We start from the raw sequence: 25,766 nt of genomic DNA, 5'->3' as shown, positions 1-25,766 counted from the left end.
CTAGAGGCCCTGGCAGACGTTCTGGGCGTTGGTGTCGAGAAACGGCGCGAACGGACAATTGACGTAGCGCAGCCGTACCCCCGCCCCCACCGGGATAACGATCTGGTCGGCGCGGATGGGGCTGGGTGCGTTGCCGATGCCGCCCACCCGCAGGCCGCCGTTGTGCACGCCGAGGAAGCTGATCATGTCGTCCTGGTCGATGCCGTCGCCCGACACCCCGATGCCGCCGACGAGTTGTCCGTTGCGGTAGATCGGCACCCCGCCCGAGAATATCTGCATCCCGTTGGCCAGCCGGGGTTTGCCCGTCGGGGTAGGGGGCAGGAGCGTGCACTGCGGCGCGGTGTCGTTGAACGGCTTGCCTTCGGTGAACAGCGCATGCTGGAGCACGTTCGACTTGATGAGCGCGACCTGCAGGCCCGTGGCGAACGGATTGAAATCCTCGATCGGGCGACCAAACGGGCCTTCGGGTCGGCCGGCCTCGCCATCGGGGAAGTGCGGCCGCGCAAGGTTGCCGATGGACCGCGCGCCGAACGCCCACCTGCCGGTCAGCGCGGCGGCATCGTTGAAGAACGTGCGCGCGCGGGCAACGTAGTTGCCGACTTCGGCATCGGGATTGGCGATAAGGTCCTGCGCCGCGTTGGGACCGGAGAAGAACGTGACCGTGCGCGCCTTCTGGAGCGAAACGTCGGTGCCGAAGATTGGCGCGTCGGGCGCACGGACGATGCCCAGCACGCTGCCGTGGGTATCGACGAGGCTTATCGTCACCTGCGCCCGGCTGTCGAGCGGCCGGCGGATCTGCGCGCGCGAGCGGCTCATGATCTTGTAGGCTTCTTCGAGGATCGCGCGGGATTCGGCGGCGGTCAGCGGCTGCGCGACGCTCCCCGCGTCGGTGCCGCCGCGGATCGGATAGCGGTTCGTGCCGCTCCCGTTGGAAAGAACGAACGCGTCTGGAAACGCGAACTCCGCCGCGGTTGCGAAGCGGTAGCCGCTCGCCTCGGTGCCATAGGGCGTGCCGGGGACGATCGCGCCCGCGTTGTAGCCGGTGACCGCGACGAGTAATCCGATCGTGCCCTGGATTGCCGCGAAATTGGTCTTTAACGGGCTGAGGTCCGCGACCCGCATGTCGCTGTAGCGCAGCGCCACGCCGTCGACGGTGATCCGGTCTGCGGTGATCGTGTCGGGTGCGGCAAAGCCCTGAAGCCCGGCGAGAGCGATCGCTTCCTCGTCGTCGATCTGCAGGTCCGTCACGTTGGTGTCGAAGGCGTAGTCGCCATCGGCCATTACCCCGATTCCGCCGACGAGAACGCCGTTCTTGTAGAGCGGGAACCCGCCGGGGTCGGCCGCCAGGCCCAGCGGGGCGCGCTTGGGGCCGATGAACGCTGCCGGCCCCCCACTCGGCACGAAGCGGGTATTGAGGTCGGAACAGGGAAGCTGGCTGAACTGCACTCCCGACAGCGGACCGCTTTCGAGGCCGACCGTGCTGGGCGCGGGCGGAAAATTGGCTTGGACGATCTCGCTCGCAGTGCGGGTGGAAAACGCGTTGCCGCCCGACGAGAGGTAGGCACCCGTCAGCGCCTTGGAGATCGCCGCGATCACCGAGTCGACGTTCGTGCCCTGCAGGTCGACGTCCTTGTCGTTGAGCACACCGGTCGCGGTGAGTCGGCTGGTCAGCGAACGGTTGATCGTGCCGTTCATGACGAACACGCCGAGGACGTTGCCGACCCGGTCGGTCACCGCAATCGTCGCCGGCCGCCTGCGGGTGTCCGCTTCACCGGCCGCCTGGGCGATGATCCGCTGGACGTCGACAACGGTCAGCGCTTCCTGCGCAGGCGCCGAGTAAACGGCAGTCGGCGTGGTCGGGGCGGTCGGGGCGGGGGCCGCGGTCGATCCGCCCGAACTGCTTCCCCCGCCGCCGCCGCACGAACCGAGCAGCAGCGCGATCGTGAGGCAGCCAGTAAGCCGGGACGGTTTCATCGCAGCGCGCCGATGCTGCGGGCCGCCTGGCCGAGTGCGGCGCGAAATGCCGCGGGGTTGTAGCTCTCGGGACTCGCGACCGCGGTGTAGGCGCGGTTGATCGAAGCCCGGATTCCCGCTGCTGCGCCCACGGTGACCTTGCCCTCCCGAACCATCGCGTTCAGCAGGGTGTCGAGCGCCATGACCGCCTGCGCCGAGCCGGCGTAGTCGGTGAAGCGCGGCGTCGTCGTCCGGTCAGCGATCTCGGCCACCACGCGGAAGCCGTCGGCCGAATCATAGCCCCGGCGCGACAGTGCGTCGGACAACGCCCCGGCCGCCGCCTCCAGCCGCTGCGCGGCCGCCACGGTCTGGGGCCGTCCCTGGCCCATCGCGCGGTGGAAGGCGGCCGTCGCTTCGGCAAAAGCGGCCGCCTGACCGGGCGCGAGAGTGCGCGCGGCGGCCGCGAGCATGATCATGTTCTCGTCATTGAAGGGCGGCGTGGCGAAGGGAATCGGCCGGCCGGGATTGGTCTCGAAGGTCAGGCGCCGCTGCGGCCCGTCGGTGATCGGGCGATGGCAGCTGTGGCAGTCGAAAAAGTAGAATTCCGGAAACAGGCCCTGGCTGCTGCGTGCCGGGTCGCGGAACACCGCCATCTGGCGCCGCACCGCTTCCGCCTGGCCGACTGCCCAGAGTCGGATGCTCGACAGGTTGCCCTTTCGCGCGACGTAGTCGCCATCGACGTCGTGGTGCTGCTGGAGCGCCGAGAACAGGTCTAGCTCGAAGGATAGCCGGGGATGGCCGGCCGCCATGACGTTGTGGGTCACGAACTGGCCAGCCTGTGAACCGGCGTAATGACAGTCGAGGCACAGCCGCGCCCGGACCTGAGGATTTTCGAGCGGCACCAACCCGGCGGCGACATTGGCCGCGTGAGTGCCCGAAACGGTATAGTGGGTCGCCAGCCAGCGATCGGCAGCTCCGTGGCAGCTTTCGCATCCAACGCCGTCGGACAACTGGAACCGCGCCCCGCGCTCTCCCGGAGCGGCCGGGGTGGCATGGCACTGGATGCACTGGCTGGATGATGTAGCGGATTCGATGCCGAGCGACGCGGCGATCTGGCGGCCCCGCAGCGAGTTGAGCACCGCGTAGGCCCGGCTGTGCGCGCCCGACGGGCTGCTCGGTTCCTGCCAGGTGGCGATCTCGTCCTGCCGGACGACGGCACCGTTGCCTTCCGCCCGTCCGTGACAGGTCGATCCTGCGCAGCTGGCGACCCCGAGGTATCGGCCGCCCGCCGCGTAGGCCGAGCCGGCGGCCATCAGCGCGCCGACCAGCAAGAGCATCGCCGGGATTGCCGAGAGCGGGCCCCTTACCGCCTGGAAGCGCACAGCTAGTCCTCCCTGTCCCCTGCCGGACATTCTGCCTCATCCATTCCCACCTCGCAATGGACTTGCCAGAAGGCGGCGGCGCCGGCCGCCAGTAACGGCCGCGGCGTCGATCAATATCGGGAGCTCGTAGACCCCCTTACGAATGCGACCCGCCCCTGCGGCAGCTATTCGGCTGCGGCGAGGGCCGACGTCAGGACTTCGAGCTGGGCCGTGCAGCCCTTTTCGATGAGCCGGGCGGCGAGGTCCTCCGGATCTTCTGGGATCGAATCGAGCACGCGGAAAGTGATCTCGTTGGGTTTGCCGTCTCCGCCAGCGATGACGTAGGTCGAGCCGTCGGTAATCGGGGCCTGCGACAGGTCCCATACCGTGATCATGTCGCCGTCGTTGAAGCTGGCCTTGCTCGACGCAGTCCCGCTGTCCATCCCGATCGCGTAGAGTTGCTCGCCCGAAGTGACCGGGCGCCACAGTCGTACCTCGGACGTATCGGCGATGCACATCGGGCCGGCCTGCCGGACATCGACATACCACAGGTTTGGCCGGCTGACCGGTCCGGTATTGACGTCGCGCACGGCCCCCGTCCGCATCCGCTGCGCTGAGCGCTGGCGGGTCAGCAGCGCATAGGCGCTGCCGCGGTCGCTCGCCGCCGAATTCGCGAGCACGTAAGTACCCGACCCGCGCAGGACGCGGGTGCCCCCGGCTCCGAGCACCGTCAGCGTGTCGCCGGCCTGAAGTACGATCTTGTCGTTCGGGCCGATCTTCTTGCCGACGGGATAGGTCTTGGCCGACGGTCCGCTGACTGCCACGACCACGTCGGCCGCCGCCGGCGCGACCGGCAGCGCCGCCAGCACAAGTCCAGCGATCGCCCGCATGATCCACTTTTCAGAATGTGACATAAGCGCCCTCCTCGTTCAGGGTCCTGATCCTTCTTAGCAGATTTTCCACCGCTGCGTCAGTGTCGTAGCGCGCAGCGATGGCGCCAATCTTGGCAGCAGCCTCATCGGGATCCTCCCTTGCGAGCGCGATGGCTTCGCCCAGCGCGTCGCGATCTTCGCTTGACCATTCGGGCGCCACGTCGAAAACCTCTACGGGCTTGCTGCGACCTCGGAGCACGATCCGGCCCATCGGTCGCCACCAGTCGAGTTTGCTGCGCTCGACGATTTCGCGGCTGGCCAGCATCCGCGTCTGGAGCGCCTTGTTCGCCGCTTCCAGCCGCGCGGCGGTGTTCATGCTGTCCCCCAGAGCGGTGTACTGGATGCGGTTCTCGCCGCCGAAATTGCCGACGACCGCTTCGCCGAAGTGGATGCCGACCCGCGTGCGGCCGATCGGCGGCAGGTCGGGCTCTGCCGCTGCCACTTCGGCGCGAAACGCCTCTCCGGCTTCCCAGAGGGCAAAGGCCCCTCGGGAAGCGCGCTCGGCATCGTCGGTCCGTGCGATCGGCGCGCCCCAGAATGCCACCACCGCGTCGCCCACGAACTTGTCGAGCACCCCGCCGTGATCGAGAACCGCGTTGCTCAGCATCGACAGGTAGCGGTTGACGAGCCGGGCGACATGCTCCGGTTCGAGCGCGTGGCTCATCTTGGTGAACCCTTCGAGATCGCTGAACACGACGCACAGATCGCTCTTCACCCCGTGCAGGCGCAAGAGCTCGGGGTGCTCGATGATCTCGTCCGCCATTTCGCGCGGAAGGTACTTGCCCAGCGCGCCTTGCGCGAAATTGCGCTGTACCGCTCCCGCCGTTCGCGCCGCAGAGGTCACCGCGGTGAAGGCGAGAATCCATCCCACCAGCCAGCCGACCGCCGGCAGGCCGTAGGTGTCGACGCCGCGGTACGCGAGAGCGAAGGGGATACCCAGCATCACCGCGAATTGCGCGCCGAGCAACACGTAGATGCGCCAGCTGCCCCATTCGAGCAGGCCGGTCAGGACCGCCATCGTGACGAACAGCGCCGCGAACGCCCACAATGTAATCGGAAGCGGCCGGGGAAGCGCCTTGTCGTCGAGCATCTGCGCGATCATCGTCGCGTGGACCTGAAGCCCGGGGGGCTCGGGCAAGCCGGCCCATTCGCTGAGCGGGGTCGCGACCCGGTCGGTATCGACGATGTCGCCGCCAATGAGGACGTAGCGCCCCTCTATAGCGGGGCGCAGCGCCTCGTTCAGCGCAGGGTCGGTGAAGGTCTGAATCGGCAACGAGGCGAACTCGGGGATTTCGGTGGTGTTGGTCGTCAGGCGGTAGCGAATCGCACCGGTGTAGCGGGGCAGCGTGGTCGCCCCGTCGCCCGCCTGCTCGATCATCCGGCGGCCGAGAACGGGCGGCAGGTCGGAGCGGATCTCGGGCCATTCGCGCGTCACGCCGAAATTGTCGCTGATCCGCACGCTGGCCGGCCTTGCCATGCTGCCTTCGAGCCGGGCGAGGAACGCCTTGAGGTATTGCTCCTGGTCGTATCCGATGCTCGTTTCGTTCGTCGCGACATCGGCATAGCCGACCGCGACAGGTGTCTTCATCGAGCGCAGCACCTCGACCAGCTCATCGTCCTCGTCCTGGGGCTGGTCGAACAGGATATCGATCCCGATTGCCTTCGCACCCATCGTGTCGAGGTTGGCGAGCGCGCGGGCGAGCAATCCACGGTCGAGTGGCGAGCGCTTGCGCAGGTCGGCCAGCGTCTGGTCGTCGTAAACGACCAGCACCACGCGCTGATCCTGCTCGATGCGCGCGCCGTCCGCCACGAGATAGGTTCGCAGATCGTACATCGCGCGCTCGGCCGGCCCGATTGCGGGCACGTCGCTGCCAGGGGTCAGGCCCCAGCTGAACCGGGCGATGACAAGCGCGATCATTACCAGCATGCCGGTCAGCACGAGCCGCTTCGGCCCGGCCTCGCGGACGTTGCGCCATCCGCGCTGCAGGAAATTCATCGCGACCCCCTCGCTCAACCGCAAGCCCCCTTCCATCCCTCAGTTTGCGCCAGACAGCAGGTGCGCCCCGTTGCTGTCCATCGTCGCCCGCCGATCCTGCGCCCCCAAGCCGAGACCGGCAAGGTGCCATTTTTACATGGCGAAAGAAAGATTTGCGGGAAAGGTTGCGGGCGGCCGCCTTTTGGTATGTCCTACGTGCAAAGAACAAGAAGCCGGGTCGAGTCGCGCAAGCAGGGGGATCCATCATGGCCGTTTCCGACCACGTCGACTTCAACCAGTTCATGGAGGGCGTGAAGCGCCGCAATCCGCACCAGCCCGAATTCGTGCAGGCCGTCCAGGAGGTGGCCGAGGACATATTCGACTTCATCCAGGACAAGGAAGCCTACCACGAAGCGCAGATCCTGCGCCGCATTGCAGAACCCGATCGGGTGGTCTCGTTCCGCGTTTGCTGGGAGGACGACAACGGCAACGTGCGGGTCCAGCGTGGCTGGCGTGTCCAGAACAACAACGCGATCGGTCCATACAAGGGCGGCATCCGCTTTCACCCCAGCGTGACCGAAAGCGTGCTCAAGTTCCTCGCCTTCGAGCAGACCTTCAAGAACGCGCTCACCGGATTGCCGATGGGTGGGGGCAAGGGCGGGGCGAACTTCAACCCCAAGGGCAAGTCCACCCGCGAAATCATGCGTTTCTGCCAGAGCTTCATGACCGAGCTTTACCGCCACATCGGCGCCGACACCGATGTGCCGGCCGGCGACATCGGCGTCGGCGGACGCGAGATCGGCTACATGTTCGGCCAGTACAAGCGCATCACCAACCGGTTCGAAGGCGTGCTCACGGGAAAGGGCCTGGAGTGGGGCGGCTCCCTGATCCGCACCGAGGCGACGGGGTACGGCGCGGTCTATTTCCTCGCCGAGATGCTCGCGACTAAGGGCGACGATCTTGTCGGCAAGACCGCGGTGATCTCCGGCTCGGGCAACGTGGCGACCCACGCGGCCGAGAAGATCGTCCAGCTAGGGGGCAAGGTGCTCACGCTGTCGGATTCGGGCGGCTTCGTGCACGACCCCGATGGCTTCACCCAGGACAAGATCGACTGGGTCAAGACGCACAAGACCCACCGCCGCGGCCGCATCAGCGAATACTGCGAGGAGTTCAAGGGAGCGACCTTCCATGAGGGCAAGACCCCCTGGGGGGTCCCGTGCGATGTCGCGCTGCCCTGCGCGACCCAGAACGAACTGCTCGGCGAGGATGCCAAGACCCTGGTCGCCAACGGGTGCAAGGCGGTGAGCGAAGGTGCCAACATGCCCACCGACCTTGCCGGCGTGCACGTGTTCAAGGACGCCAAGATCCTCTTTGCGCCCGGAAAGGCCTCGAACGCGGGAGGGGTGGCGGTCTCCGGTCTCGAGATGAGCCAGAACTCCGAACGCCGCGCCTGGAAGGAAGAAGAACTGCAGCAGATGCTCAAGGACATCATGTCCGGCATCCACAACACCTGCCGCCAGTACGGCGACCGGGGCGGCGGCTACATCGACTACGTCAAGGGCGCCAACATCGGCGGCTTCAAGAAGGTGGCCGACGCCATGCTGGCGTTCGGAGTGGTTTGATCCGCCCCCGTCCCTGTTCCGCTGCTGCTGGCGAATGACCGAACGCGGAGTTCTTTCGGGCTGGTCCCGCGGGGCGAGCCGGCGCTAGCTAGCGGGTAAAGAAAAAGGGCCGCCCAGCGGCGGCCCTTTCGTGAAGTCCAGGAGGCGAAAGGTTCAGCCTTCGTAGTCGCCGCCGACCGATGTCTGGCGGGCAGGTGCGGAAGCGGTGATCCGCAGCGCCTCGGCCGACTGGCTGAGGCTGCCGATCTCGTCGGCCTCGTCCTCGTCGTCGGGCAGGATCTTCTGCAGGCCGACGACGACCGATTCGTGGAGGTCCTTGGGGCCGACAGTCTGTTCGGCAATCTCGCGCAGGGCGACGACGGGGTTCTTGTCGCGGTCGCGATCGATCGTCAGCTCCGCGCCGCCAGAGATTTCGCGCGCGCGCTGCGCGGCGAGCAGGACGAGATCGAAACGGTTGGGAATCTTGTCGACGCAATCTTCGACGGTAACGCGCGCCATGTGGCACTCCGGTAAATCTGGTGCTTCGGGAAAGCGCGCCACCTAGGCGCAGGTGGTCGCCAAGTCAAGGAAATGCGCCTAGGCTCGCACGGGATGGAGTTCACCGAGCCGCCGCCCTTTACCGTCGAGGCGCAAGGACAGAAGCTGACGTTCTACCCGGGCGGCCGCGACCGGCGCGAGGCATTGCTCGCGCTCATCGCCTCGGCGCGCAGTTCGATCCGGATGTGCTTCTACATCTTCGCCGAGGACGCAAGCGGTGTGGCGGTCCGCGACGCGCTGACCGACGCGGCTCGCCGGGGCGTGGCGGTCGACCTGCTGCTCGATGGATTCGGCGCGAAGGCCGGCGAGGAATTCTTTGCTCCGATGTGCGCGGCCGGGGGCACGTTTTCCTGTTTTTCGGCAAGGTGGAGCCAGCGCTACCTGATCCGCAACCACCAGAAAATCGTCGTCGTCGACGACCGGGTCGCGATGATCGGCGGCTTCAATGTAGAGGACAGCTATTTCGCTCCGCCTGTCGAGGGAGGGTGGGCGGATCTTGCCATCGCCGTCGAGGGTTCCGCGGTGGCGGATTTCTCGCGCTGGTACGACGAACTGGATGCTTGGACCCACGCAAAGCGGCAGAGCTGGCGCAAGGTGCGCCGCATGGTGCGCGAGTGGGACCCCGGAAACGGGCCCGTAAGGGTGCTTATCGGCGGGCCGACCAGGGGACTGTCGAGCTGGGCGCGGTGCGTGCGCGCCGATCTGATGGGCGCGCGCCGGCTCGACATGGTCATGGCTTATTTCTCGCCGTCGAACAAAAGCCTGCGCGCAATCGGCAATGTCGCATGCCGCGACGGCGCAAGGCTGGTCACGGCGGGCAAGAGCGACAACGGCGCCACGGTCGGCGCGACCCGGTCGCTCTACGACTATCTGCTCAAGCGGCGAGCGAGGATCTGGGAATTTTCGGCGACCAAGCTGCACACGAAACTGATCGTCATCGACGGCATCAGCTACATCGGCAGCGCCAATTTCGACATGCGCAGCCTTTACCTGAACCTCGAGGTCATGCTGCGGATCGAGGACGCCGGGCTAGCGGCGCGGCTGTCCGAATATGTCGACCAGACGATCACGGGCTCGATCGAGATCACGCCCACGCTGCACAAGAGGCGGGCAGGCCTTCTCAACCGCATCCGCTGGAACGCCTCGTGGTTCCTCGTCGCGGTGGTCGACTACACGGTCAGCCGGCGGCTCAACCTCGGACTCTAGTCGTATCCGCCATATCCACGCGCGTCCTCTGCGAGGTCGGAGAACCGGGTGATCTTGGGCTCGAACTTGAGGCGTACCTTGCCCGTCGCGCCGTGCCTTTGCTTGGCGATGATGAGTTCGGCCAGTCCGTGGACGCGTTCCATTTCGGCGGCCCAGGCGTTGTGAGCATCGTGGATCTTCGCGTCGTCGTCGGCCTGCGGCACCTTGGGCTCGCGCGCGGCGACGTAGTAGTCCTCGCGATAGACGAACCAGACCATGTCTGCGTCCTGCTCGATCGAACCTGATTCGCGCAGGTCCGACAGCATCGGCCGCTTGTCCTCGCGCTGTTCGACCGCACGGCTGAGCTGCGACAGCGCGATGACCGGCAGTTCCAGTTCCTTGGCCAGTGTCTTGAGGCCGCGGCTGATCTCCGAAATCTCGTTCACGCGGTTGTCGTTCGCGCGGCCCGTGCCCTGTAGAAGCTGCAGATAGTCGACCACGATCAGCCCGATGTCGTGCTTGCGCTTCAGGCGCCGCGCGCGGGTCCGGAGCGCCGCGATGGTGAGCGCCGGGGTATCGTCGATGAAGAGCGGAAGGTCGGCGAGCTTCTGGCTGGCGAACGAAAGCTGCTGGAACTCCTCTCGGCTGAGCTTGCCCATGCGCAGCGCCGAGGAGGAAATGCCGGCAGTCTCGGCGAGGATGCGGGTGGCCAGCTGATCGGCGCTCATTTCCAGGCTGAAGAACGCGACCCCCGCGCCGACCGAATCCTTGGGCTCGATCCCGTCCCGCAGGTCGCGCAGCATCCGGTCTGCGCAGTTGAACGCCACGTTGGTCGCAAGCGAGGTCTTGCCCATGCCCGGGCGGCCCGCGAGGATCACAAGGTCGGAATCGTGCAGGCCGCCGATCTTGTCGTTGATCGATACGAAGCCCGTGGTCGTGCCCGCGATGTGCCCTCCCGAACCGATCGCCTTTTCGATCTGCCTCAGCGCCTTGGTCGTCGCCATGCCGAAAGTCGCGGCTTCCGAATTGCTCGCCGCGCCCTCGGCGACCTCGAACAGCGCCGCTTCGGCGGCTTCGATCTGCTCCATCGGCGCGACTGAATCGCTGGTGTCGAGCGCATTCTCGACGAGAGTGCGGCCGACGCTGACCAGTTCGCGCAACAACGCCAGGTCGTAGATCTGTTCGGCGAGTTCGCGAGGAGCGAGCAAGCCCTGCCCGTCGGCGGTCAGCCGCGCGAGATAGTTGATCCCCCCGAGTTCCCTCAAGGCCTCGTCGGCCTCGAAGTAGGGCTTGAGCGTCACCGGCGTGACCACCGCGCCGCGATCGAGCAGCGTCAGGATGCGCTCGAAGACGCGCTGGTGCACCGGCTCGAAGAAGTGCTGCGGACGCAGCGGCGTCGACAGCTCCTCGAGCACGCGATTGTCGATCAGCGCCGCGCCGAGAAACGCGGCTTCGGCCTCGATGTTCGCGGGCAGCGAGCGGATCGGGGGCGAATCGGTGTCGTTGGACGCGGGGCGGAGGAGGAGGTCGGTATCGGCCATGGGTGGCACCATGGGCGAATGAGGGGTGCGCGAAAAGCACGTTGGCGAGAAACCTCGCGGACAGGCTTGTGGAAACCCTTGCCGCCGCCCCTTTGCATCTGCGAGAGGCTGGCGGCCATGGCCGACTACCGGATCGCGACGATTGCGCTCGACGAGGACACGATCCTCTGGCGCAATGCGGACATCGAGCAGGAGCGGCGGGTCGCGATTTACGACCTCATCGAGGAAAATACCTTCAAGCCGCTGCGCGGGGTCGAAGCGGGCCAGCATGGGCCCTACGATCTGCGACTGGCGGTGCGGGACGGGCGCCTTGCACTGGCGATCGCGGCGGCTGGCGGGGCCGAACCGTTCGAGACGCTCGTCCTGGGCCTCGCGCGGTTCCGCCGCCCGATTCGCGAGTACTTCGCGATCTGCGACAGCTATTACCAAGCGATCCGCAAGGCGACCCCGGCGGAGATAGAGACGATCGACATGGCGCGACGCGCGATCCACAACGATGCCGCCGACCTCCTCCTCGAACGGCTGGAAGGCAAGGTCGAAACCGATCACCCTACCGCGCGGCGCCTGTTCACGCTCATCTGCGTGCTGCATATCAAGAACTAGGTACGCGCTGGGGTTACGAGGGGTCGCGATTCGTGGGCAGGAAGCGGAGAACCATCGGCTGGCGCGCGCGCGCGCTCGGGGCGGTGCTGCTCGCGGTGCTGCTCGCGGCCGGCTGGGGTTGGTGGACGCTGCGTCACTGGACCCCCGATGCCAGCGCCTATCCTGACCAGGGCGCGGAAATCTCTGCGCGCGACGGGGCGGTGCGTTTCATGACCCTCAAGGCGCTTGGCGCGGGATTCGTCTATGTCGATGCGGGAAGCGGAAGCCGGCGCGACCCGGCGTTTGCGGCAAACCTCGCCGCTGCGCGCGATGCGGGGCTCAGGGTCGGCGCCGTGCACGGCTTCGATCCCTGCCTGATGGCCGACGGGCAATCGGCGAGCTTTGTCGTGGTCGTCCCGCGCGGCAGCGACATGCTGCCCCCGGCGATCGCGCTCGACAAGACTGCCGATGACTGCCCCGCTCCAGTCGGGGAGGCCGAGGTCGAGAGCGAGCTCATGACCTTCATCAACCAGATCGAGGCCCATTCGGGCAAGCCGGCCATTCTTCAGGTTTCGAAGGCGTTCGAGGATCGGCATGGCCTTGCCGGCCGGCTGGAACGGAACCTGTGGGTCGTTGGCACCTTCCGCCAACCGACCTACGCCGGGCGGCCCTGGCTGATGTGGACCGCTAACGAGAGCTTGTTCACCGAGGCGTCCGAAGATCCGCTGCGTTGGGTAGTGGTGCGGCCCTGAAATCGCGCTAGGAGACCGCGAATGACCGACGACGATCTCATCGCCGCCGCGCGGGCGGCGGCAACCCACTCTTATTCCCCGTATTCCCGATTCGCCGTGGGCGCTGCGCTCCTGTTCGAAAACGGCGAGGTCGTGACGGGCACCAATGTAGAGAACGCCAGCTACGGTCTTGCGCTGTGCGCCGAGACGGTCGCGGTGTCGAAGGCGATGGCCATGGGCGCGCGCGGCGGGCTCGTCAAAGTCGCGGTCACTGGTCCCGGCGCCGATGTGATCACCCCGTGCGGCCGTTGCCGGCAGGTGCTCAACGAACTCGCGCAGCTGGGGGGCACCGATCCGGAAGTGCTGTGCGTCGGCCCGCAGGAGGTGCGGCGCACGACCCTTTCGGCGTTGCTGCCCGACGCCTTCGGACCCGCCAGCCTCGGATGATCAGGCGGCGCGCGCTGCTGGCCGGGGCCGGGGCGCTGGCGGGGGCGGCTCCGCTGGCTGGTATCGCGGCAAAGCCGACACCACGGCAAAAGCCCCCGTTCCTCAATCCCGGTGACACCGTTGCGGTCATATCGCCGGCAAGCGCCGTGGAAGCCGAGGACCAGCTGGAACGAGCCGGCTGGTGGATAAGGGGCATGGGCCTCGTGCCGAAGTTCGGCGCCCACGCGGACGATCGCTTCGGCTATCTTGCCGGGACCGATGCAGCCCGCGCGAAGGACTTCAACGCGGCCTTCGCTGATCCCGAGGTCCGCGCGGTCTTCGCGGTGCGCGGGGGGTGGGGCGCGGCCCGCATCCTGCAGCTCATCGACTGGTCGGCGGTCCGCGCCAATCCCAAGCTCCTGATCGGCTTCAGCGACGTGACGGCGCTGCACCTCGCGTTCGCGGTGCGGGCCGGCTACGCGACGATCCACGGAGGCAACGCGTCGAGCAGCTGGCCCCGGGTGAGCTGGGACAGCCTGTGGCAGCTGGCGTTCGCCGGCGGCACCCCTGTTCTGGGCGGCCCGGCGGTCGAGGTCGACGCGGGTCGCGCAGGGCGCACCATCACCGGCGGAACGGCGCGCGGGCGGCTGCTCGGCGGCAACCTGACGATCGTGTCGACGCTCATGGGAACGCCGTGGCTACCTGATTTCTCGGACGCGATCCTGTTCCTCGAGGATATCGACGAGGCCGAGTACCGTATCGACCGGATGCTGCAGCAGCTGAAACTGGCCGGAATTCTCGACAGGGTCGCCGGCGTGGTGTTCGGCCAGTGCACGGACTGCGCCACAAGTAACGCGAATTACGACGGGTTCACGCTCGATCAGGTGATCGACCAATATCTCCGCCCGCTCGGAGTGCCCGCGTTCAGCGGCGCAAACATCGGCCATGTTTACGGTCAGCTGTGTCTGCCATCTGGCGCGCGTGTCGAGATCGACGCCGGTGCCCGGACGATCAGATTACTCGAAGCGATCGTGGGCTAGGCAGCCCCGTCCTCCAGCCATTCGAGCAGCGCGGCCAGACAGTCGCGCGCAAGCAGCTTGCTGCGCTCGGGGCTCCACCCCTGTTCGGCATCGGGCAGGTCGTCGTTGTCCTTGAACGGCATCTCCAGTGTCATCGAGCACGCCCCGAAGCGTTCGGCGAGCTGGTTGGTGCTCATCGAAAGGTTCGCGGTTCCGGGCTTGGCCACGGCATACCCCTTGGCGGTCTGGAAATCGGGCGTACGCCGCTCGAGGATGCGCTGGTAGCGGTAGAACTTCTCGCCCAGCTCGTCGGTCCACGCCGGGATGCCCTCGAACCCGGCAAGGAAAACGGCAGCGATCGCCTCGTCGCCGTGAACGTCGATGGCGAAATCGACCCCGGTCTCGTCCATCGCGTTCCGGATCGCGAGGACTTCGGGCGACTTGTCGGCGCTCGGTTCGTGCCATTCGCGGTTGAGATTGGTGCCGACCGCGTTGGTGCGCAGATGACCGCGCCGGCTGCCGTCAGGGTTGCAGTTGGGCACGACATGGAAGCGGCACTTCTGCCGCAGCGCACGGGCGACAGGGTCGGCGGGGTCGGTCAGGCACTCGAGCGCGCCCTCCATCCACCATTCGGCCATCGATTCGCCGGGGTGCTGGCGGGCGTAAAGCCAGACCTGCGTCTCGCCGTCCCCCATCTCAAGACAGTCGAGCGGTTGGCCATCGAGCGTCTCGCCGAGGTGGCGATACGTCACCCCCTCGCTCGCGGCAGCTTCGGCGACGAGGTCGTGGTGCCGCTCCATCGAGTAGGGGGCGAAATAGGCGAACCATGCAACGTCGCTTGCAGGCGTATAGCGAATGGTGAGGGCGCCGCCGTCGGCCGATCTGTCGTAGCTGGTTTCTGCGCGGCTCCAGAAATCGCGGTCTTCCGAAACGCAGGCGCGGTATCCGGGCCAACCTTCGGGATAGGCCGAGGTGCCGAGGTCGACAATCGTCAGTTCGACCTCGCGTCCGGCCGCTCCGGTGACGCGGAAATGGAACCACTGGCGAAACTCGCTCTTGTGGTCGGCCGGAATGGCGAGGCGCGCGCTGGCACCGTCTATCTGGAGGACTTCGATGTTGCCGCTGTCGAACTGGCTGTCGATGCGGATGGGGGCGGAACCGGTTTCGGGTGCAATCATCGCGCCCCGATAGTCGCTCCGGATTCGCCTGGGAAGCCGGAGAAAAGCGTGTCGGCCATTTCGTTGGCCAGTTCGCGCGTCTGCGCGTCCTTCGACTTCGTGCGCGGGCTGGCTACGGCCCGCCCCTCCCATGCGTGCGCGCCGTCGGGTCCCATGATCGTCACCGACAGCACGCTGTCGAGGACCTCGCCAGCGCCCTTGCCGCCGATGCGAAAGCCCAGCCCCAGGCCCAGGTTGACACCGCTACGGCGGCCGTACCATCCGCCGCCCGAACCGGCGCCCACACCGATGCTGACCCCGGAGCGGGACCGCGCGGCTTCGCTGCGGATGACTTCCTGGTCGAGCGACACCCGGGCAACGCGCTCGGCGTCGGGCACCACGGTGAAGCCCTGACGGGTCAGCGCGGCGGCGACCGCGTCGAGCCACACCCGGTTTTCGAGCGTCTCGGCCTCGAGACCGTCGCCGGCTCGAACCGCGATGGGACCGGGCGCCGCCGCGGCAAGCGATCGGACGGTGTGAAACCGCGTCGCTTCAACGTCGGTTGCGATTGCCGGCGCCGCCAGCGCGAGCGCGGCGAGAGCGGTGAGCGAAAACTTGACGATCTTCATGCAGGACCCCTGTTGAACAGATTGCATCTACTCCAGCGCTAATGGCCCGGCGATGAATGCGGCCGGCGCGCGTCGCACGGCCTTGACGCGAATCGCTGCTCCCACTAGGGGCGCGGCTTGCTTTTTCCGGCATCGGGGCCACCTCCGGTGCCGAAACTTTTTCAAGGCCAAGTCATGAAGATCCGCAACAGCCTCAAGTCGCTCAAGGACCGTCACCGGGATTGCCGCGTGATCCGCCGTCGGGGCCGGACCTACGTCATCAATAAGACCAACCGCCGTTTCAAGGCCCGCCAGGGCTGATGATCCGCGCGCCGCGGCTCGACCGCGGACGGTTGAACGAAGAGAGCCCCTGCGAATGCGGGGGCTTTTTGCGTGCCTGACGTCGAGGCGGTCGTATTCGATGTCGGCCGGGTGCTGGTGCAGTGGGATCTGCGCGCGCTGTTCGCCAAGCTGATCTCCGACAGCGAGGAACTGGACTGGTTCCTCGCGCATGTCGTTACCGAGGAATGGCACTTCCAACACGACGCGGGGCGGCCGCTGGACGAGATGGTCCCCGAACTGAAGTCGCTTCACCCTGCGCACGCCCATCTCGTCGATGCTTACAGGGCGCGGTTCCTGGAGACGATACCGGGTCCCGTGCCCGGTACCGCCGAACTGGTCGACCGGCTCGCCGCGCGCTCGGTGCCGCTTTACTCGATCACCAATTTCGGTGCCGAGTTCTGGCCGCAGTTCCGGCCGACGCTGGCAGTTCTCGATCACATGCGCGACATCGTCGTGTCCGGCGAGGAACGGATCGCCAAGCCCGATCCTGCGATCTTCCAGCTTTCGGAAAGGCGCTTCGGTCATGCGCCGGGCGCCATGCTCTTCGTCGATGACAACCGCGCCAACGTGGAGACTGCGCGGTCGCTGGGCTGGCAGGTGCACCATTTCATCGCGGCATCGGCGCTCGAGGCCGATCTTGAGCAGTACGGCCTGCTGTGAAGAAAAAGGGCCTCCGGCACCATGACCGGAGGCCCGCGAGGCACCGCCCTGGGATGACGGGGGGTCGGAGAGGGCAGGGCGGTCGGGAAAGCTTGCTACGCTGCGTTGCAGCGCGCGAGATCATCCGCATCGATCGGCTTACCGTTCGCGGCAAATGCGCTGATCGGACCGAGTTCCTTGGCGAGGCGCTTGCACACGATCACGGGGCGGCTGGTGCCCCTGTTCGCGGTGCAGTCGGTACCCGCGCAGGTCCAAACGAGGCCACTGGCGATCGTTCTCGTGTCTTCGGCCGGCGCGGCAAGCTGCGCGTGGTAGAAGGCGCCGCGGCTCGCGGCCTCGGCGGGCGAAGGGGCAATCGTGGCGCCGAAAGTCATCGCGGTGTAGGCGAGCGCAATCACGGCGGCCGAGGGCTTGAACGAGGGGGCGCGGTAAAAGGTCATGATCGTGATCCTTTGCTGTCGAGCATCCAGCGGGCAGTCAGTTGCGAATCGCTACCCGTTGCGAATCACTACCTAAATATTTAGATTGCAAGTTGCAACCTAAAACGTATGTTTTGCCGATCACACGGATTTACGCTACGGCATCAGACGGCGAACACGAGAGGACGACGATGGGTGACCTGCGCGAACCGCTTAACGAACTGACCGCCTGCGGGCTGCCCGAGGCGCTGGAGGTCATGGGCGAACGCTGGAGCTTCATGATTCTGCGCGCAAGCTTCAACGGGCTGCACCATTTCGAGGAATTCCTGAGCGAACTCGGGATCGCCCGCAACATCCTGTCGAACAGGCTGGCCAAGCTGGTCGAGCACGGCATCCTCGACCGTCAGCCGTGCGCCGACGATCGCCGGCGAATCGAATACCGGCTCACCGCGAAGGGATTCGATCTCCTGCCTGCGATGATCGCGCTGCGTCAGTGGGGGCAGAAATACGGCGGTGAACTGCTCGAGGATCCGGTGCTCGTCGACGAAGCCGACCGCTTGCCGATCGGCCCGACCTCCATTCTCTCGCACGACGGCCGCATCCTCGGCCCCAAGGACCTGCGCTTCGTCAAGCGCGACAACCTCGGCCTGCGCGAGGACGGCACGCGCGCGACGCCCGCCGAGGGGTTCGATCGCGCCACCGGCAAGGGCTTCGGCCGGCCCGCCGTTGCAGCCATCCGCTGAGCGCCGGGTCCGGCGCTCCGCCGCGCACCCCTGACGGGCGCTACATCGTCGTGCGCGAACGGCTCTGGCGAGCCTCCAATCCAGCGCTGGGCGAAGACGAGCGGCAGCGGCTGGTGAACGAACTCATGGCCGCCCGCCGCGCGGTCCGGGATGCGAGGGACGACCCCTCCGCGCTGCGACGGGCACGCTCCCGGGTAAACGAGGCGAAGGTGGCTCTTGGCGAGCGCGGTCCGCCGTGGTGGGACGACGGCGCCCCCGATTACAATCGACACCTGATCGGACACACGCCTTATGCCGACTGGTGGACGGCCGGGCCGGGGGCGGTGCCGCGAGGCGAGCAGTGACGGCGCCTAGCCCCGCTTGAGGTCGTAGGTGATGCGGATGCGGACCCATTCGCCGACCATGATCCGACCGCCGACCTGCGGGGGACGCACCTTGAATTGCCATGCAGCCGCGAGCACCGCGCGGCCAAGTCCGGCATTGCCCGGATATTCGTCCACCAGCACGCAGCTATCCACCTTGAAGTCGGGCACCGTGCGGCAGTTGATCAGGGCGTAGCCGGGACTCGTGGCGGTGGACAGATAACCCCTCAATTCGTCGGCGTAGGGCTCCCTGTACCACCGCGCAGCATAGACTGGCTCGCCATTTGGCCCCGATCCCACGAGCTGCGAATCGCCAGCCGGGGCGCGGTAGGCGGGACCCGCCGGACCGCTGTCGCCGCTGCGGATCACTGCCTTGATCCTGGGCTGCTCGGGCGCAGGAGCGGGCTCTATCCTTGGCGACAGCACGGCCGCCGGCGGCGACACTTGCTGGACGGGGAGGGGCGGCGCTGGACTGTCCGGCTCGGGCACGGGTTGCGTGCGCGGCAGCGCGGTTGGAATGGCGGATTCCTCCGGCGGGGCCGCAGGACTGTCCGGGCGGGGCGGGTCGGATGCGAACTCGATCGTCGTCAGCGCCTCGTTGGACTGGCGCGAACCGGTAATGCCGTGCCCCAGCGTTAGCAGGAGCATTAGCAACCCGGCTTCCAGTATCAGCGCAATGGCCATGCCGCCGGCGCGCCGCGACCAGTCGGGCCGGCCCCAAGTGCGCTGGGAAAACGACGCGGGCATCGGGTGCTGGCTGGAAGGTAATTGGGCAGGCACGGACTGAAAGCGTTCGTTCGATGGACCCGCATGCCGGGCCGGCGGCTCGCCTTACACCGTGCCTCCGCGGTTGGCCATCCGCGCCGCCGGCGAGCTGACCGACGGGGCAGCCTCGTGCGCCTCCGATTGCCGGAATCAGGCGCGCGGCGCCTGCCGGCGATAGCTCAGCGCCTCGGCAACGTGGATACGGCCGACCGCAGGCGATTGCGCCAGATCGGCGATCGTCCGGGCGACCCGGAGGATCCGCGTATAGCCGCGCGCCGACAGGCGCATCGCTTCGGCCGCCTGCATGAGCAGTTTGCGGCCTGCCTCGTCCGGAGTGGCGAAGCGTTCGAGCGGCTCGCCCTCGAGCTCGGCGTTGGTCCGCGCGCCAGTCTCCTGCAACCGCGCAGTCTGGCACGCGCGCGCGGCGGCAACGCGCGCACCGACCTCGGCGCTGCCTTCGGCGGGCGGGGGCAGCCCAAGGTCGGCGGCGTTGACCGGATCGACCTCGACGTGGAGGTCGATGCGGTCGAGCATCGGACCCGATACCTTGGCTTGGTAGTCGGCGGCACACCGCGGCGCACGGCTGCAGGCGAGCGCCGGATCGCCGAGATGCCCGCAGCGGCACGGGTTCATCGCCGCGACCAGCTGGACCCGCGCCGGAAAGCTGACGTGCGCGTTCGCACGGGCGACATCAACTTTGCCCGTTTCGAGCGGCTGGCGCAGCGAATCGAGCACCGCGCGCTGGAACTCGGGCAGTTCGTCGAGGAACAGCACGCCGAGGTGGGCGAGGCTGACCTCGCCCGGCCTCACCTTCAGGCCCCCACCGGTAAGCGCCGCCATGCTTGCCGAATGGTGCGGCGCGCGAAACGGGCGGGCGCGGCTGATCCGCCCGCTCTCGAGGAGGCCCGCCACGGAGGAAATCATGCTCGTTTCCAGAGCCTCGGCGGGTGTCAGCGGCGGCAGGATACCGGGCAGGCAACTCGCCATCAGCGACTTGCCTGCGCCGGGGGGGCCGATCATCAACAGGTTGTGTCCGCCGGCCGCCGCGATCTCGAGCGCGCGCTTGGCGGTTTCCTGCCCCTTGACCTGCTTGAGGTCAGGCCCGTGACCCGGATCCTCGACCTCACCCGGCGGCGGGTCGGGCAGCCGTTGCGTGCCCTTCAGATGGTTGAGCAGGCTGACGAGGTCGGGCGCGGCGATGACGGGCACACCGCTCGCCCAGCGCGCCTCGCTACCCTGTGCCGCGGGACAGATCAGCCCGGCCTCCCGCTCGCTCGCGTGGATCGCTGCGAGCAAGACCCCGGGGGAAGCCGCGATGCGCCCGTCGAGCGCGAGTTCGCCCACCGCGATCCAGTCGCCAAGATGCTCGGCATCGGTGACGCCCATCGCCGCGAGCAGCGCCAGCGCGATCGGCAGGTCGTAATGGCTGCCTTCCTTGGGCAGGTCGGCAGGGGACAGGTTAATCGTGATCCGCTTCGGGGGCAGAGAGAGTCCCATCGCGGCGAGCGCGGCCTGGACCCGCTCCCGGCTCTCGCCAACGGCCTTGTCCGGCAGGCCCACGAGACTGAACCTGGGCATTCCGGCAGCGACCTGGCACTGCACCTCGACTGCGCGCGCCTCCAGCCCGAGATAGGCCACCGTACGGACCAGTGCGACCACGAAACCCCCTCACGTAATCAGTAGGTTGTGGCCGCAATTCCGGAGGAAGTCGAGGCCGCCCGGCGGTTAGTCTCAACCGATTGTTAACCATGAAGCTTGGCCCTTTCTCAAGGGCAGGCGGGTTAGGCGCGCGTTCGTGCGCTACGCTTTCACTCTCGTCGCACTGGCTGCATTGTTCGCTGCACATCCGGCGGCCGCGGGAGATCGCGGCGCATCGGTCGCAGAGCGGACCATCGCGCATGCTGCACCTGCGCCTTCGCCCGGAGCCGCCGCTTACGGTCCCTTCCGCGTGCTCGACGACGGCCGCGCCGCGCTTGTCGACGCGACCGACGGCGCCAGCGTGAGTGCGTTCCAGGCGATGTTGCGCGACCATCCCGGCATCTCGGTGATCGAGATGGTCGAATGTCCCGGGACCGACGACGACAGCGCCAACCTGCGGCTTGGACGGCTGATCCGCGCGCGCGGAATCGCCACCCACGTGCCCCGGGGAGGATCGGTCCGTTCGGGAGGCGTGGAACTGTTCCTCGCCGGCAGCCGCCGGTCGATCGACGATGGCGCCGAATTCGCGGTTCACGCCTGGAGAGATACCGATGGCCGTGAACCGGGCGATTACGCCACCGATTCGCCCTACAACCGCGCCTATGTCGACTATTACCGCGAAATGGGTGTCGCCGACCCGCAAGGGTTCTACGACATGACCAACGCGGTGCCCAATTCGCAGGCCCGTTGGCTGACGGCGCAGGACATGCGCAGCTGGCTGGGCGAACCGCGCGCCGGCGACGTCAAGGCGCACGCGCCAGGCGGCGAAGAGAGTGGTTTGCCCGCGATCGCCTACCTTGACTCGGGGACCGGCTTCCCATAGTGGCCCGCCCCTGACGGCGGTCCGCCAGCTTTTGTTGGCATGGCTGCCCCTTTTTGCATACTTTAGACTTTCGAGGATCCGATGAAGCGGACGTTCCAGCCTAGCAATCTCGTGCGCGCCCGCCGCCACGGCTTCTTTGCCCGCAAGGCCACCCCGGGTGGACGCAAGGTCCTGCGCGCTCGCCGCGCCCGAGGCCGCAAGAAGCTTTGCGCCTGACGACCCCATGGGGCGCGCCAGGTCGCGCCCGTTAACCCCGCTCGCCGCGTTGGCCAGCGGCGGTCGGCCGATCGGCCTTCCGGGCTCCCGCTTCGGGAGCCCGTTTGCTTGCGCGCATGAATCCCGTGCTCAGACGTCGTCGGCGCTGATCAGCTCGCCGCGGTCGATCTCGCCGGTAAGCGCGGCGACGGTCGTGGTGACCGTGCCGTCGCCGGTGACGTTCGTCGCCGTGCGCATCATGTCCATGATCCGGTCGATTCCCGCGACGAAGGCAATGGTCTCGAGCGGTACTCCGACCGCGCCGAACACCAGTGCCATCATGATGAGGCCCGCCCCCGGGATCCCCGCCGCGCCGACCGATCCGAGCGTGGCGAGAACCGAGATCATCACGTAGTCGGCGAAGTCGAGCGGAACCCCGAAGATCTGCGCGCCGAAGAGCGTTGCCAGCCCCAGGTACATCGCGGTGCCATCCATGTTGATCGTTGCGCCGAGCGACACCACGAAGCTCGACGTCGGAGGGCTGACACCTAGATTGCGCTGGGTGCAGCGCAGGGTCACCGGAAGCGTGGCATTCGAGGACGCGGTCGAATAGGCGACCGCGATCGCGTCGATCATGCCGCGGAAGAAATCGTGGATCGGCACTTTCGCGACGAAGCGGATCAGCGAGCAGTACACGACCCCGATGATGATCAGGCAGCCCGCGTAGTTGAGCGCGACCAGCTTCGCGAGCGCGACAAGCGCGTCGCGGCCCAGCGTGCCGGTGACCCAGGCCATCAGCGCAAAGACGCCGAATGGGGTCAGTTCCATCACCACGATGGTGACCTTCTGCATCACCACCGCGCCCGAATTGAAGATCCGCGCGGCCGGTGCGCCGTCCTCCCGCGCCATGACGATGCCGATGCCGACAAGCAGGGCAAAGATGATCAGCGGCAGCACGTTGGCGTCCGCCATGACCTGGACCGGGCTCTGCGGGACCATCCCCAGAAGCATGTCCCGCCACGTCGCCTCGTTGGGTTGCGGAGGCTCGCCCAGCGCAATCCCGCTGGTATCGACGCCGACCCCCGGAAGGAAGACGGCGCCCAGCGCGAGCCCCAGCCAGACCGCGATCTGGCTCGTTACGACGAAAAGCAGGAGCGCCCGCCAGCCGACTGCGCCCAGTTTCCTCAGGTCGCCGATCGAGGCCACGCCGGACACGATCGAGAAGAAGATCAGCGGCACCACCAGCATCTTGATGAAGGCGATGAACAGGTCGCCGACGATCTTGATGCTTTCTGCGCCGGGCCCCCACATGAAGCCGGCCAGGACCCCGAGAAGAAGGGCGGCGATGACGCGCTGCCACAACGGAATGGCGAACCAGCGACCGATAATGGGATGTCCCTTCCTGTGAGGCGCCTTGGCGACGCGAGGATAGGGAAACCTACCGGACCGGCACCGCCGTGACTACCCGCCTGATTGCGTGCGCCAAACCGGTCAGGCCGGGTGCCGGAAATTATCCTCGTCGAGCACGAGCCCGGCGCGCCCGTCGGCCGCCGTGTGGTGCGGGGCGACGGGGAAGTCCTCGTCCGGGTCGCGCATCGGCTGGAGCATGCCTTCCCATTTCGTGATGACGCTGGTCGCCACGGAATTGCCGAGCACGTTGGTGGCGGTGCGGCCCATGTCGAGAAACTGGTCGATGGCCAGAACCAGCGCGATACCCTCTGCAGGCAGGTCGAACATGGCGAGCGTGGCGGCGATGACCACCAGGCTCGCGCGGGGAACCGCTGCGATGCCCTTCGAACTGATCATCAGGGTCGCCAGGATCGCGATCTGGGTGCCGAGCGACAGCTCGATGCCGTAGGCCTGGGCAATGAAGATCGTCGCGAAACTCGCGTACATCATCGAGCCGTCGAGATTGAAGCTGTAGCCGAGCGGAATCATCAGGCCCGACACCCGGCGCGGAATGCCGAACCGGTCGAGTTGCTCGAACAGCTTGGGCATCGCCGCCTCGCTCGAGGCGGTCGAGAACGCGATCAGCACCGGCTGGCGCACGTAACGCACCAGATGGAATGCCCGGCCCCGCAGGAACGCGAACGCGGCGGCCAGGAGCAGGGCCCAGAGCACTGCCAGCGCCAGGTAGAACTCGCCCAGCAGCTTGGCGTAAGTGACGAGGATGCCGAGACCGTTCTGCGCGACGACGTTGGCGAGCGCGCCGAAGACCGCGAACGGGGCGAAGCGCATTACGTAGCCCGTGATCTCGAGCATCAGCTCGCCGAGCGACTCGGCCGCCTTGACGAGCGGGCGCCCCTTTTCCCCCAGCGCGGTCAGGCCGACGCCCGCGAAAAGCGCGAAGACGAGGATCTGGAGGACGTTGTTATCGGCCATCGCGCCGATCACGTTCTTGGGAAAGACGTGCTCGATGAACTCGAAGAAGTCGAGCTTCCGAACTTCCCCGACGGCCTGCGTCGGCGCGGCGATGTCGATCCCCACGCCGGGCTGGAACAGGTTGACCATGACGAGGCCGAGCCCGATCGAAATGACGCTCGCGACGATGAACCAGAGGATCGCCCGCACGCCGATCCGGCCAACCGCAGTCGTGTCGCCCATGTGCGCAAGTCCCGCGACGATCGTCGCGAGGACCAGCGGCGCGACGAGCATCTTGATCAGGTTCAGGAAGATCGTGGACAGCATCTGGAACCCGCGCGCCCAGGTCTCGGGCGCCGCCACGCCCGAAAGCAGCCCGGCGTGAACCAGCCAGCCGGCCAGCACGCCCAGCACCAGCCCGACCATGATCGACGCGGTAAGATGGCGGCTGAGCGCGTGCAGCAGCCAGCCGAATGCCGACCGGGGCCGGTCGCGCATGATCAAGTCCCCGGTGCCCGCAGTGGCCATCGCAACCCCTTCACTTTCCAATGTAGAATGGTCCGGTTGCGTGACCCGCCCCGGCGCGCCCTTTCAGCACGCCAGCGCCGCGCGCGCAATCCGGGAGTAGATCCGCGCCAGCATCTCCAGATCGGCGACCGCGACCGCCTCGTCGCGCTTGTGCATCGTCGCGTTGCAAAGGCCGAACTCGATCACCGGGGCCAGGTCCTTGAGGAACCGCGCGTCGGACGTGCCGCCCGTCGTGGAGAGCTCCGGAACGATGCCGGTCTCGGCTTCCACCGCCTCGCTGATCATGGCCGAGAACTCGCCGGGAGGGGTCAGAAACGCCTCGCCACTGATGATCGCCTTTGCCCTTCCGCCGTGACGTTCGGCGACCTCCGCGACGCGCCGGGCGAGCGAGGCGCCGGTGTGCCGGGCATTGAACCGGATCGAAATGCGCGCCGTTGCCCTGGCTGGAATGACGTTGTGCGCCGGATTGCCCACCTCGATATCGGTCGGTTCAATATTGGAAGGCTGGAACCATTCGTCGCCGTCGTCGAGCGTCAGCGACTCGAGTTCGGCGAGGATGGCGACGAGCCTTGTGATCGGGTTGTCGGCCAAGTGCGGATAGGCGACATGGCCCTGTACCCCTTCGACTTCGAGCCAGATGTTGACCGACCCGCGCCGGCCGATCTTGACCGTGTCGCCGAGCCGGTGCGCAGAGGTGGGCTCGCCGACGAGGATGAGGTCAGGAAGGTCGCCGCGCGCGCGCATCCGATCGATCAGCGCGCGGGTGCCGTGGACGGCGGGGCCTTCCTCGTCGCCGGTGATCACGAAGCTCAGCGTACCGGCCTCGGTCGGCACGTCGCGTACGGCGGCCGCCATCGCGGCGATGGCACCCTTCATGTCGACTGCGCCCCGGCCATAGAGCAGCGCGCCGCCCGGCCCGGGGCGCGTTTCGGGCGCGAACGGCGCGCTGGTCCAGCCCTCTCCCGGCGGGACGACATCCAGGTGCCCGGCGAATGCGAAGTGCCGGCTGCCCTCGGGGCCGCGGCGGATCGCCAGCATGTTCTCGACGGGGCCGTCTGGCGCGTCTCCGGCGACGAACCGGTCGATCTCGAAACCCAATGGCGCGAGCATGGCCTCAAGCGCGTCGAACACCAGGCCCTGCGCTGGCGTTACGCTGGGACAGGCGATGAGTTTTTCGGCGAGTGCGGCAACGCTGGCGTCGGTCATGACCGCACCGCTATACGAGCAGCGATCGCCGATCC

Annotated in this window: 26 protein-coding genes; 12 read left to right on the top strand and 14 right to left on the bottom strand. The window is 67.2% G+C overall.

Annotation, left to right across the window (positions count from 1 at the left end):
- The 4 genes from ACPV3N_RS06910 to ACPV3N_RS06895 all read right to left on the bottom strand — a co-directional run bounded on the left by ACPV3N_RS06910 (window position 1) and on the right by ACPV3N_RS06895 (window position 6,260).
- Entirely contained in the window at window positions 1–1,974 is a 1,974-nt protein-coding gene (locus ACPV3N_RS06910) for a heme-binding protein (protein ID WP_440116024.1), read from the bottom strand.
- Window positions 1,971–3,365, bottom strand: a complete 1,395-nt coding sequence (locus ACPV3N_RS06905; protein ID WP_440116022.1) for a multiheme c-type cytochrome — start codon at window positions 3,363–3,365, stop codon at window positions 1,971–1,973. Before ACPV3N_RS06905 ends, ACPV3N_RS06910 begins: the two co-directional genes overlap by 4 nt.
- 134 nt (window positions 3,366–3,499) lie before the next feature.
- A complete protein-coding gene (locus ACPV3N_RS06900) occupies window positions 3,500–4,228 on the bottom strand; it encodes a hypothetical protein (protein ID WP_440116020.1) in 729 nt (242 codons plus the stop codon).
- A complete protein-coding gene (locus ACPV3N_RS06895) occupies window positions 4,215–6,260 on the bottom strand; it encodes a CHASE2 domain-containing protein (protein WP_440116018.1) in 2,046 nt (681 codons plus the stop codon). Before ACPV3N_RS06895 ends, ACPV3N_RS06900 begins: the two co-directional genes overlap by 14 nt.
- A gap of 227 nt (window positions 6,261–6,487) precedes the next feature.
- Between ACPV3N_RS06895 and gdhA the strand changes: the two genes are divergently transcribed.
- Window positions 6,488–7,843 carry an NADP-specific glutamate dehydrogenase gene (gdhA, locus tag ACPV3N_RS06890; RefSeq protein WP_440116016.1) on the top strand — a complete coding sequence of 452 codons (1,356 nt, stop codon included), beginning with the start codon at window positions 6,488–6,490 and terminating at the stop codon, window positions 7,841–7,843.
- Window positions 7,844–7,996: 153 nt separating this feature from the next.
- Here gdhA and rpoZ read toward each other — a convergent pair whose 3' ends face one another.
- Window positions 7,997–8,341, bottom strand: coding sequence for a DNA-directed RNA polymerase subunit omega (gene rpoZ / locus ACPV3N_RS06885; protein WP_259960238.1), 345 nt, complete (start codon window positions 8,339–8,341; stop codon window positions 7,997–7,999).
- 93 nt (window positions 8,342–8,434) lie between these two features.
- Between rpoZ and ACPV3N_RS06880 the strand changes: the two genes are divergently transcribed.
- Window positions 8,435–9,586: a phospholipase D-like domain-containing protein gene (locus ACPV3N_RS06880; protein ID WP_440116014.1), complete on the top strand. Its 1,152-nt coding sequence runs from the start codon at window positions 8,435–8,437 to the stop codon at window positions 9,584–9,586.
- On the opposite strand, the gene ACPV3N_RS06875 is transcribed toward ACPV3N_RS06880, so the two are convergent.
- A complete protein-coding gene (locus ACPV3N_RS06875) occupies window positions 9,583–11,106 on the bottom strand; it encodes a replicative DNA helicase (protein WP_440116012.1) in 1,524 nt (507 codons plus the stop codon). The two genes, ACPV3N_RS06880 and ACPV3N_RS06875, sit on opposite strands and share 4 nt — an antisense overlap.
- Before the next feature lie 117 nt (window positions 11,107–11,223).
- Between ACPV3N_RS06875 and ACPV3N_RS06870 the strand changes: the two genes are divergently transcribed.
- From ACPV3N_RS06870 to ACPV3N_RS06855, 4 genes are read left to right on the top strand one after another with little or no spacing between them, the layout of a single operon-like run.
- Window positions 11,224–11,709, top strand: a complete 486-nt coding sequence (locus ACPV3N_RS06870) for a UPF0262 family protein (RefSeq protein ID WP_440116010.1) — start codon at window positions 11,224–11,226, stop codon at window positions 11,707–11,709.
- A gap of 32 nt (window positions 11,710–11,741) precedes the next feature.
- The gene (locus tag ACPV3N_RS06865) at window positions 11,742–12,440 is read left to right on the top strand and encodes a glycoside hydrolase family 25 protein (protein WP_440116008.1); all 699 of its coding nucleotides are present in this window, start codon (window positions 11,742–11,744) and stop codon (window positions 12,438–12,440) included.
- Window positions 12,441–12,461: 21 nt separating this feature from the next.
- The gene (locus tag ACPV3N_RS06860; protein WP_440116006.1) at window positions 12,462–12,866 is read left to right on the top strand and encodes a cytidine deaminase; all 405 of its coding nucleotides are present in this window, start codon (window positions 12,462–12,464) and stop codon (window positions 12,864–12,866) included.
- Entirely contained in the window at window positions 12,863–13,885 is a 1,023-nt protein-coding gene (locus ACPV3N_RS06855; RefSeq protein ID WP_440116004.1) for a S66 peptidase family protein, read from the top strand. Before ACPV3N_RS06860 ends, ACPV3N_RS06855 begins: the two co-directional genes overlap by 4 nt.
- Here the strand turns inward: ACPV3N_RS06855 and ACPV3N_RS06850 are convergent.
- Both ACPV3N_RS06850 and ACPV3N_RS06845 read right to left on the bottom strand, forming a co-directional pair.
- The gene (locus tag ACPV3N_RS06850) at window positions 13,882–15,042 is read right to left on the bottom strand and encodes a M14 family metallopeptidase (protein WP_440116002.1); all 1,161 of its coding nucleotides are present in this window, start codon (window positions 15,040–15,042) and stop codon (window positions 13,882–13,884) included. The genes ACPV3N_RS06855 and ACPV3N_RS06850 overlap by 4 nt on opposite strands.
- Window positions 15,039–15,650 (bottom strand): hypothetical protein, encoded by a 612-nt coding sequence (locus ACPV3N_RS06845; RefSeq protein WP_440116000.1) that lies wholly within the window; start codon window positions 15,648–15,650, stop codon window positions 15,039–15,041. The genes ACPV3N_RS06850 and ACPV3N_RS06845 overlap by 4 nt, the downstream gene beginning before the upstream one ends.
- A gap of 174 nt (window positions 15,651–15,824) precedes the next feature.
- Between ACPV3N_RS06845 and ykgO the strand changes: the two genes are divergently transcribed.
- Entirely contained in the window at window positions 15,825–15,950 is a 126-nt protein-coding gene (gene ykgO / locus ACPV3N_RS06840; RefSeq protein ID WP_029941846.1) for a type B 50S ribosomal protein L36, read from the top strand.
- A gap of 72 nt (window positions 15,951–16,022) precedes the next feature.
- Window positions 16,023–16,631: an HAD family hydrolase gene (locus ACPV3N_RS06835; protein WP_440115997.1), complete on the top strand. Its 609-nt coding sequence runs from the start codon at window positions 16,023–16,025 to the stop codon at window positions 16,629–16,631.
- A 95-nt stretch (window positions 16,632–16,726) separates the two neighbouring features.
- On the opposite strand, the gene ACPV3N_RS06830 is transcribed toward ACPV3N_RS06835, so the two are convergent.
- Window positions 16,727–17,071 carry a CC_3452 family protein gene (locus ACPV3N_RS06830; RefSeq protein WP_440115995.1) on the bottom strand — a complete coding sequence of 115 codons (345 nt, stop codon included), beginning with the start codon at window positions 17,069–17,071 and terminating at the stop codon, window positions 16,727–16,729.
- A 170-nt stretch (window positions 17,072–17,241) separates the two neighbouring features.
- Between ACPV3N_RS06830 and ACPV3N_RS06825 the strand changes: the two genes are divergently transcribed.
- Together ACPV3N_RS06825 and ACPV3N_RS06820 are read left to right on the top strand one after the other, a co-directional pair.
- Entirely contained in the window at window positions 17,242–17,793 is a 552-nt protein-coding gene (locus ACPV3N_RS06825) for a winged helix-turn-helix transcriptional regulator (RefSeq protein WP_440115993.1), read from the top strand.
- Window positions 17,794–17,843: 50 nt separating this feature from the next.
- On the top strand, window positions 17,844–18,137 hold the full coding sequence (locus tag ACPV3N_RS06820) for a hypothetical protein (RefSeq protein ID WP_440115991.1): 294 nt from the start codon (window positions 17,844–17,846) through the stop codon (window positions 18,135–18,137).
- A gap of 6 nt (window positions 18,138–18,143) precedes the next feature.
- Here ACPV3N_RS06820 and ACPV3N_RS06815 read toward each other — a convergent pair whose 3' ends face one another.
- A complete protein-coding gene (locus tag ACPV3N_RS06815; protein WP_440115989.1) occupies window positions 18,144–18,839 on the bottom strand; it encodes an energy transducer TonB in 696 nt (231 codons plus the stop codon).
- 231 nt (window positions 18,840–19,070) lie between these two features.
- Entirely contained in the window at window positions 19,071–20,579 is a 1,509-nt protein-coding gene (locus ACPV3N_RS06810) for a YifB family Mg chelatase-like AAA ATPase (protein WP_440115987.1), read from the bottom strand.
- Window positions 20,580–20,715: 136 nt separating this feature from the next.
- Here ACPV3N_RS06810 and ACPV3N_RS06805 point away from each other — a divergent pair, with 136 nt between their 5' ends.
- Window positions 20,716–21,441 carry an alpha/beta hydrolase gene (locus ACPV3N_RS06805; protein WP_440115985.1) on the top strand — a complete coding sequence of 242 codons (726 nt, stop codon included), beginning with the start codon at window positions 20,716–20,718 and terminating at the stop codon, window positions 21,439–21,441.
- A gap of 81 nt (window positions 21,442–21,522) precedes the next feature.
- A complete protein-coding gene (gene rpmH / locus ACPV3N_RS06800) occupies window positions 21,523–21,657 on the top strand; it encodes a 50S ribosomal protein L34 (protein WP_057884309.1) in 135 nt (44 codons plus the stop codon).
- Between the two features lie 129 nt (window positions 21,658–21,786).
- On the opposite strand, the gene ACPV3N_RS06795 is transcribed toward rpmH, so the two are convergent.
- The 3 genes from ACPV3N_RS06795 to dapE form a co-directional block, all read right to left on the bottom strand.
- The gene (locus tag ACPV3N_RS06795; RefSeq protein WP_440117464.1) at window positions 21,787–23,025 is read right to left on the bottom strand and encodes a dicarboxylate/amino acid:cation symporter; all 1,239 of its coding nucleotides are present in this window, start codon (window positions 23,023–23,025) and stop codon (window positions 21,787–21,789) included.
- A 102-nt stretch (window positions 23,026–23,127) separates the two neighbouring features.
- A complete protein-coding gene (locus tag ACPV3N_RS06790; RefSeq protein WP_440117462.1) occupies window positions 23,128–24,495 on the bottom strand; it encodes a dicarboxylate/amino acid:cation symporter in 1,368 nt (455 codons plus the stop codon).
- A 93-nt stretch (window positions 24,496–24,588) separates the two neighbouring features.
- A complete protein-coding gene (dapE, locus tag ACPV3N_RS06785) occupies window positions 24,589–25,731 on the bottom strand; it encodes a succinyl-diaminopimelate desuccinylase (RefSeq protein WP_440115982.1) in 1,143 nt (380 codons plus the stop codon).
- Between the last annotated feature and the right edge of the window lie 35 nt (window positions 25,732–25,766).

The sequence above is a fragment of the Tsuneonella sediminis genome (genome assembly GCF_051912845.1).
GTDB lineage: Bacteria > Pseudomonadota > Alphaproteobacteria > Sphingomonadales > Sphingomonadaceae > Tsuneonella > Tsuneonella sediminis.
The sequence above is the reverse complement of the archived record's forward strand: the minus strand, read 5'-3'. Positions and strand labels throughout refer to the sequence as shown.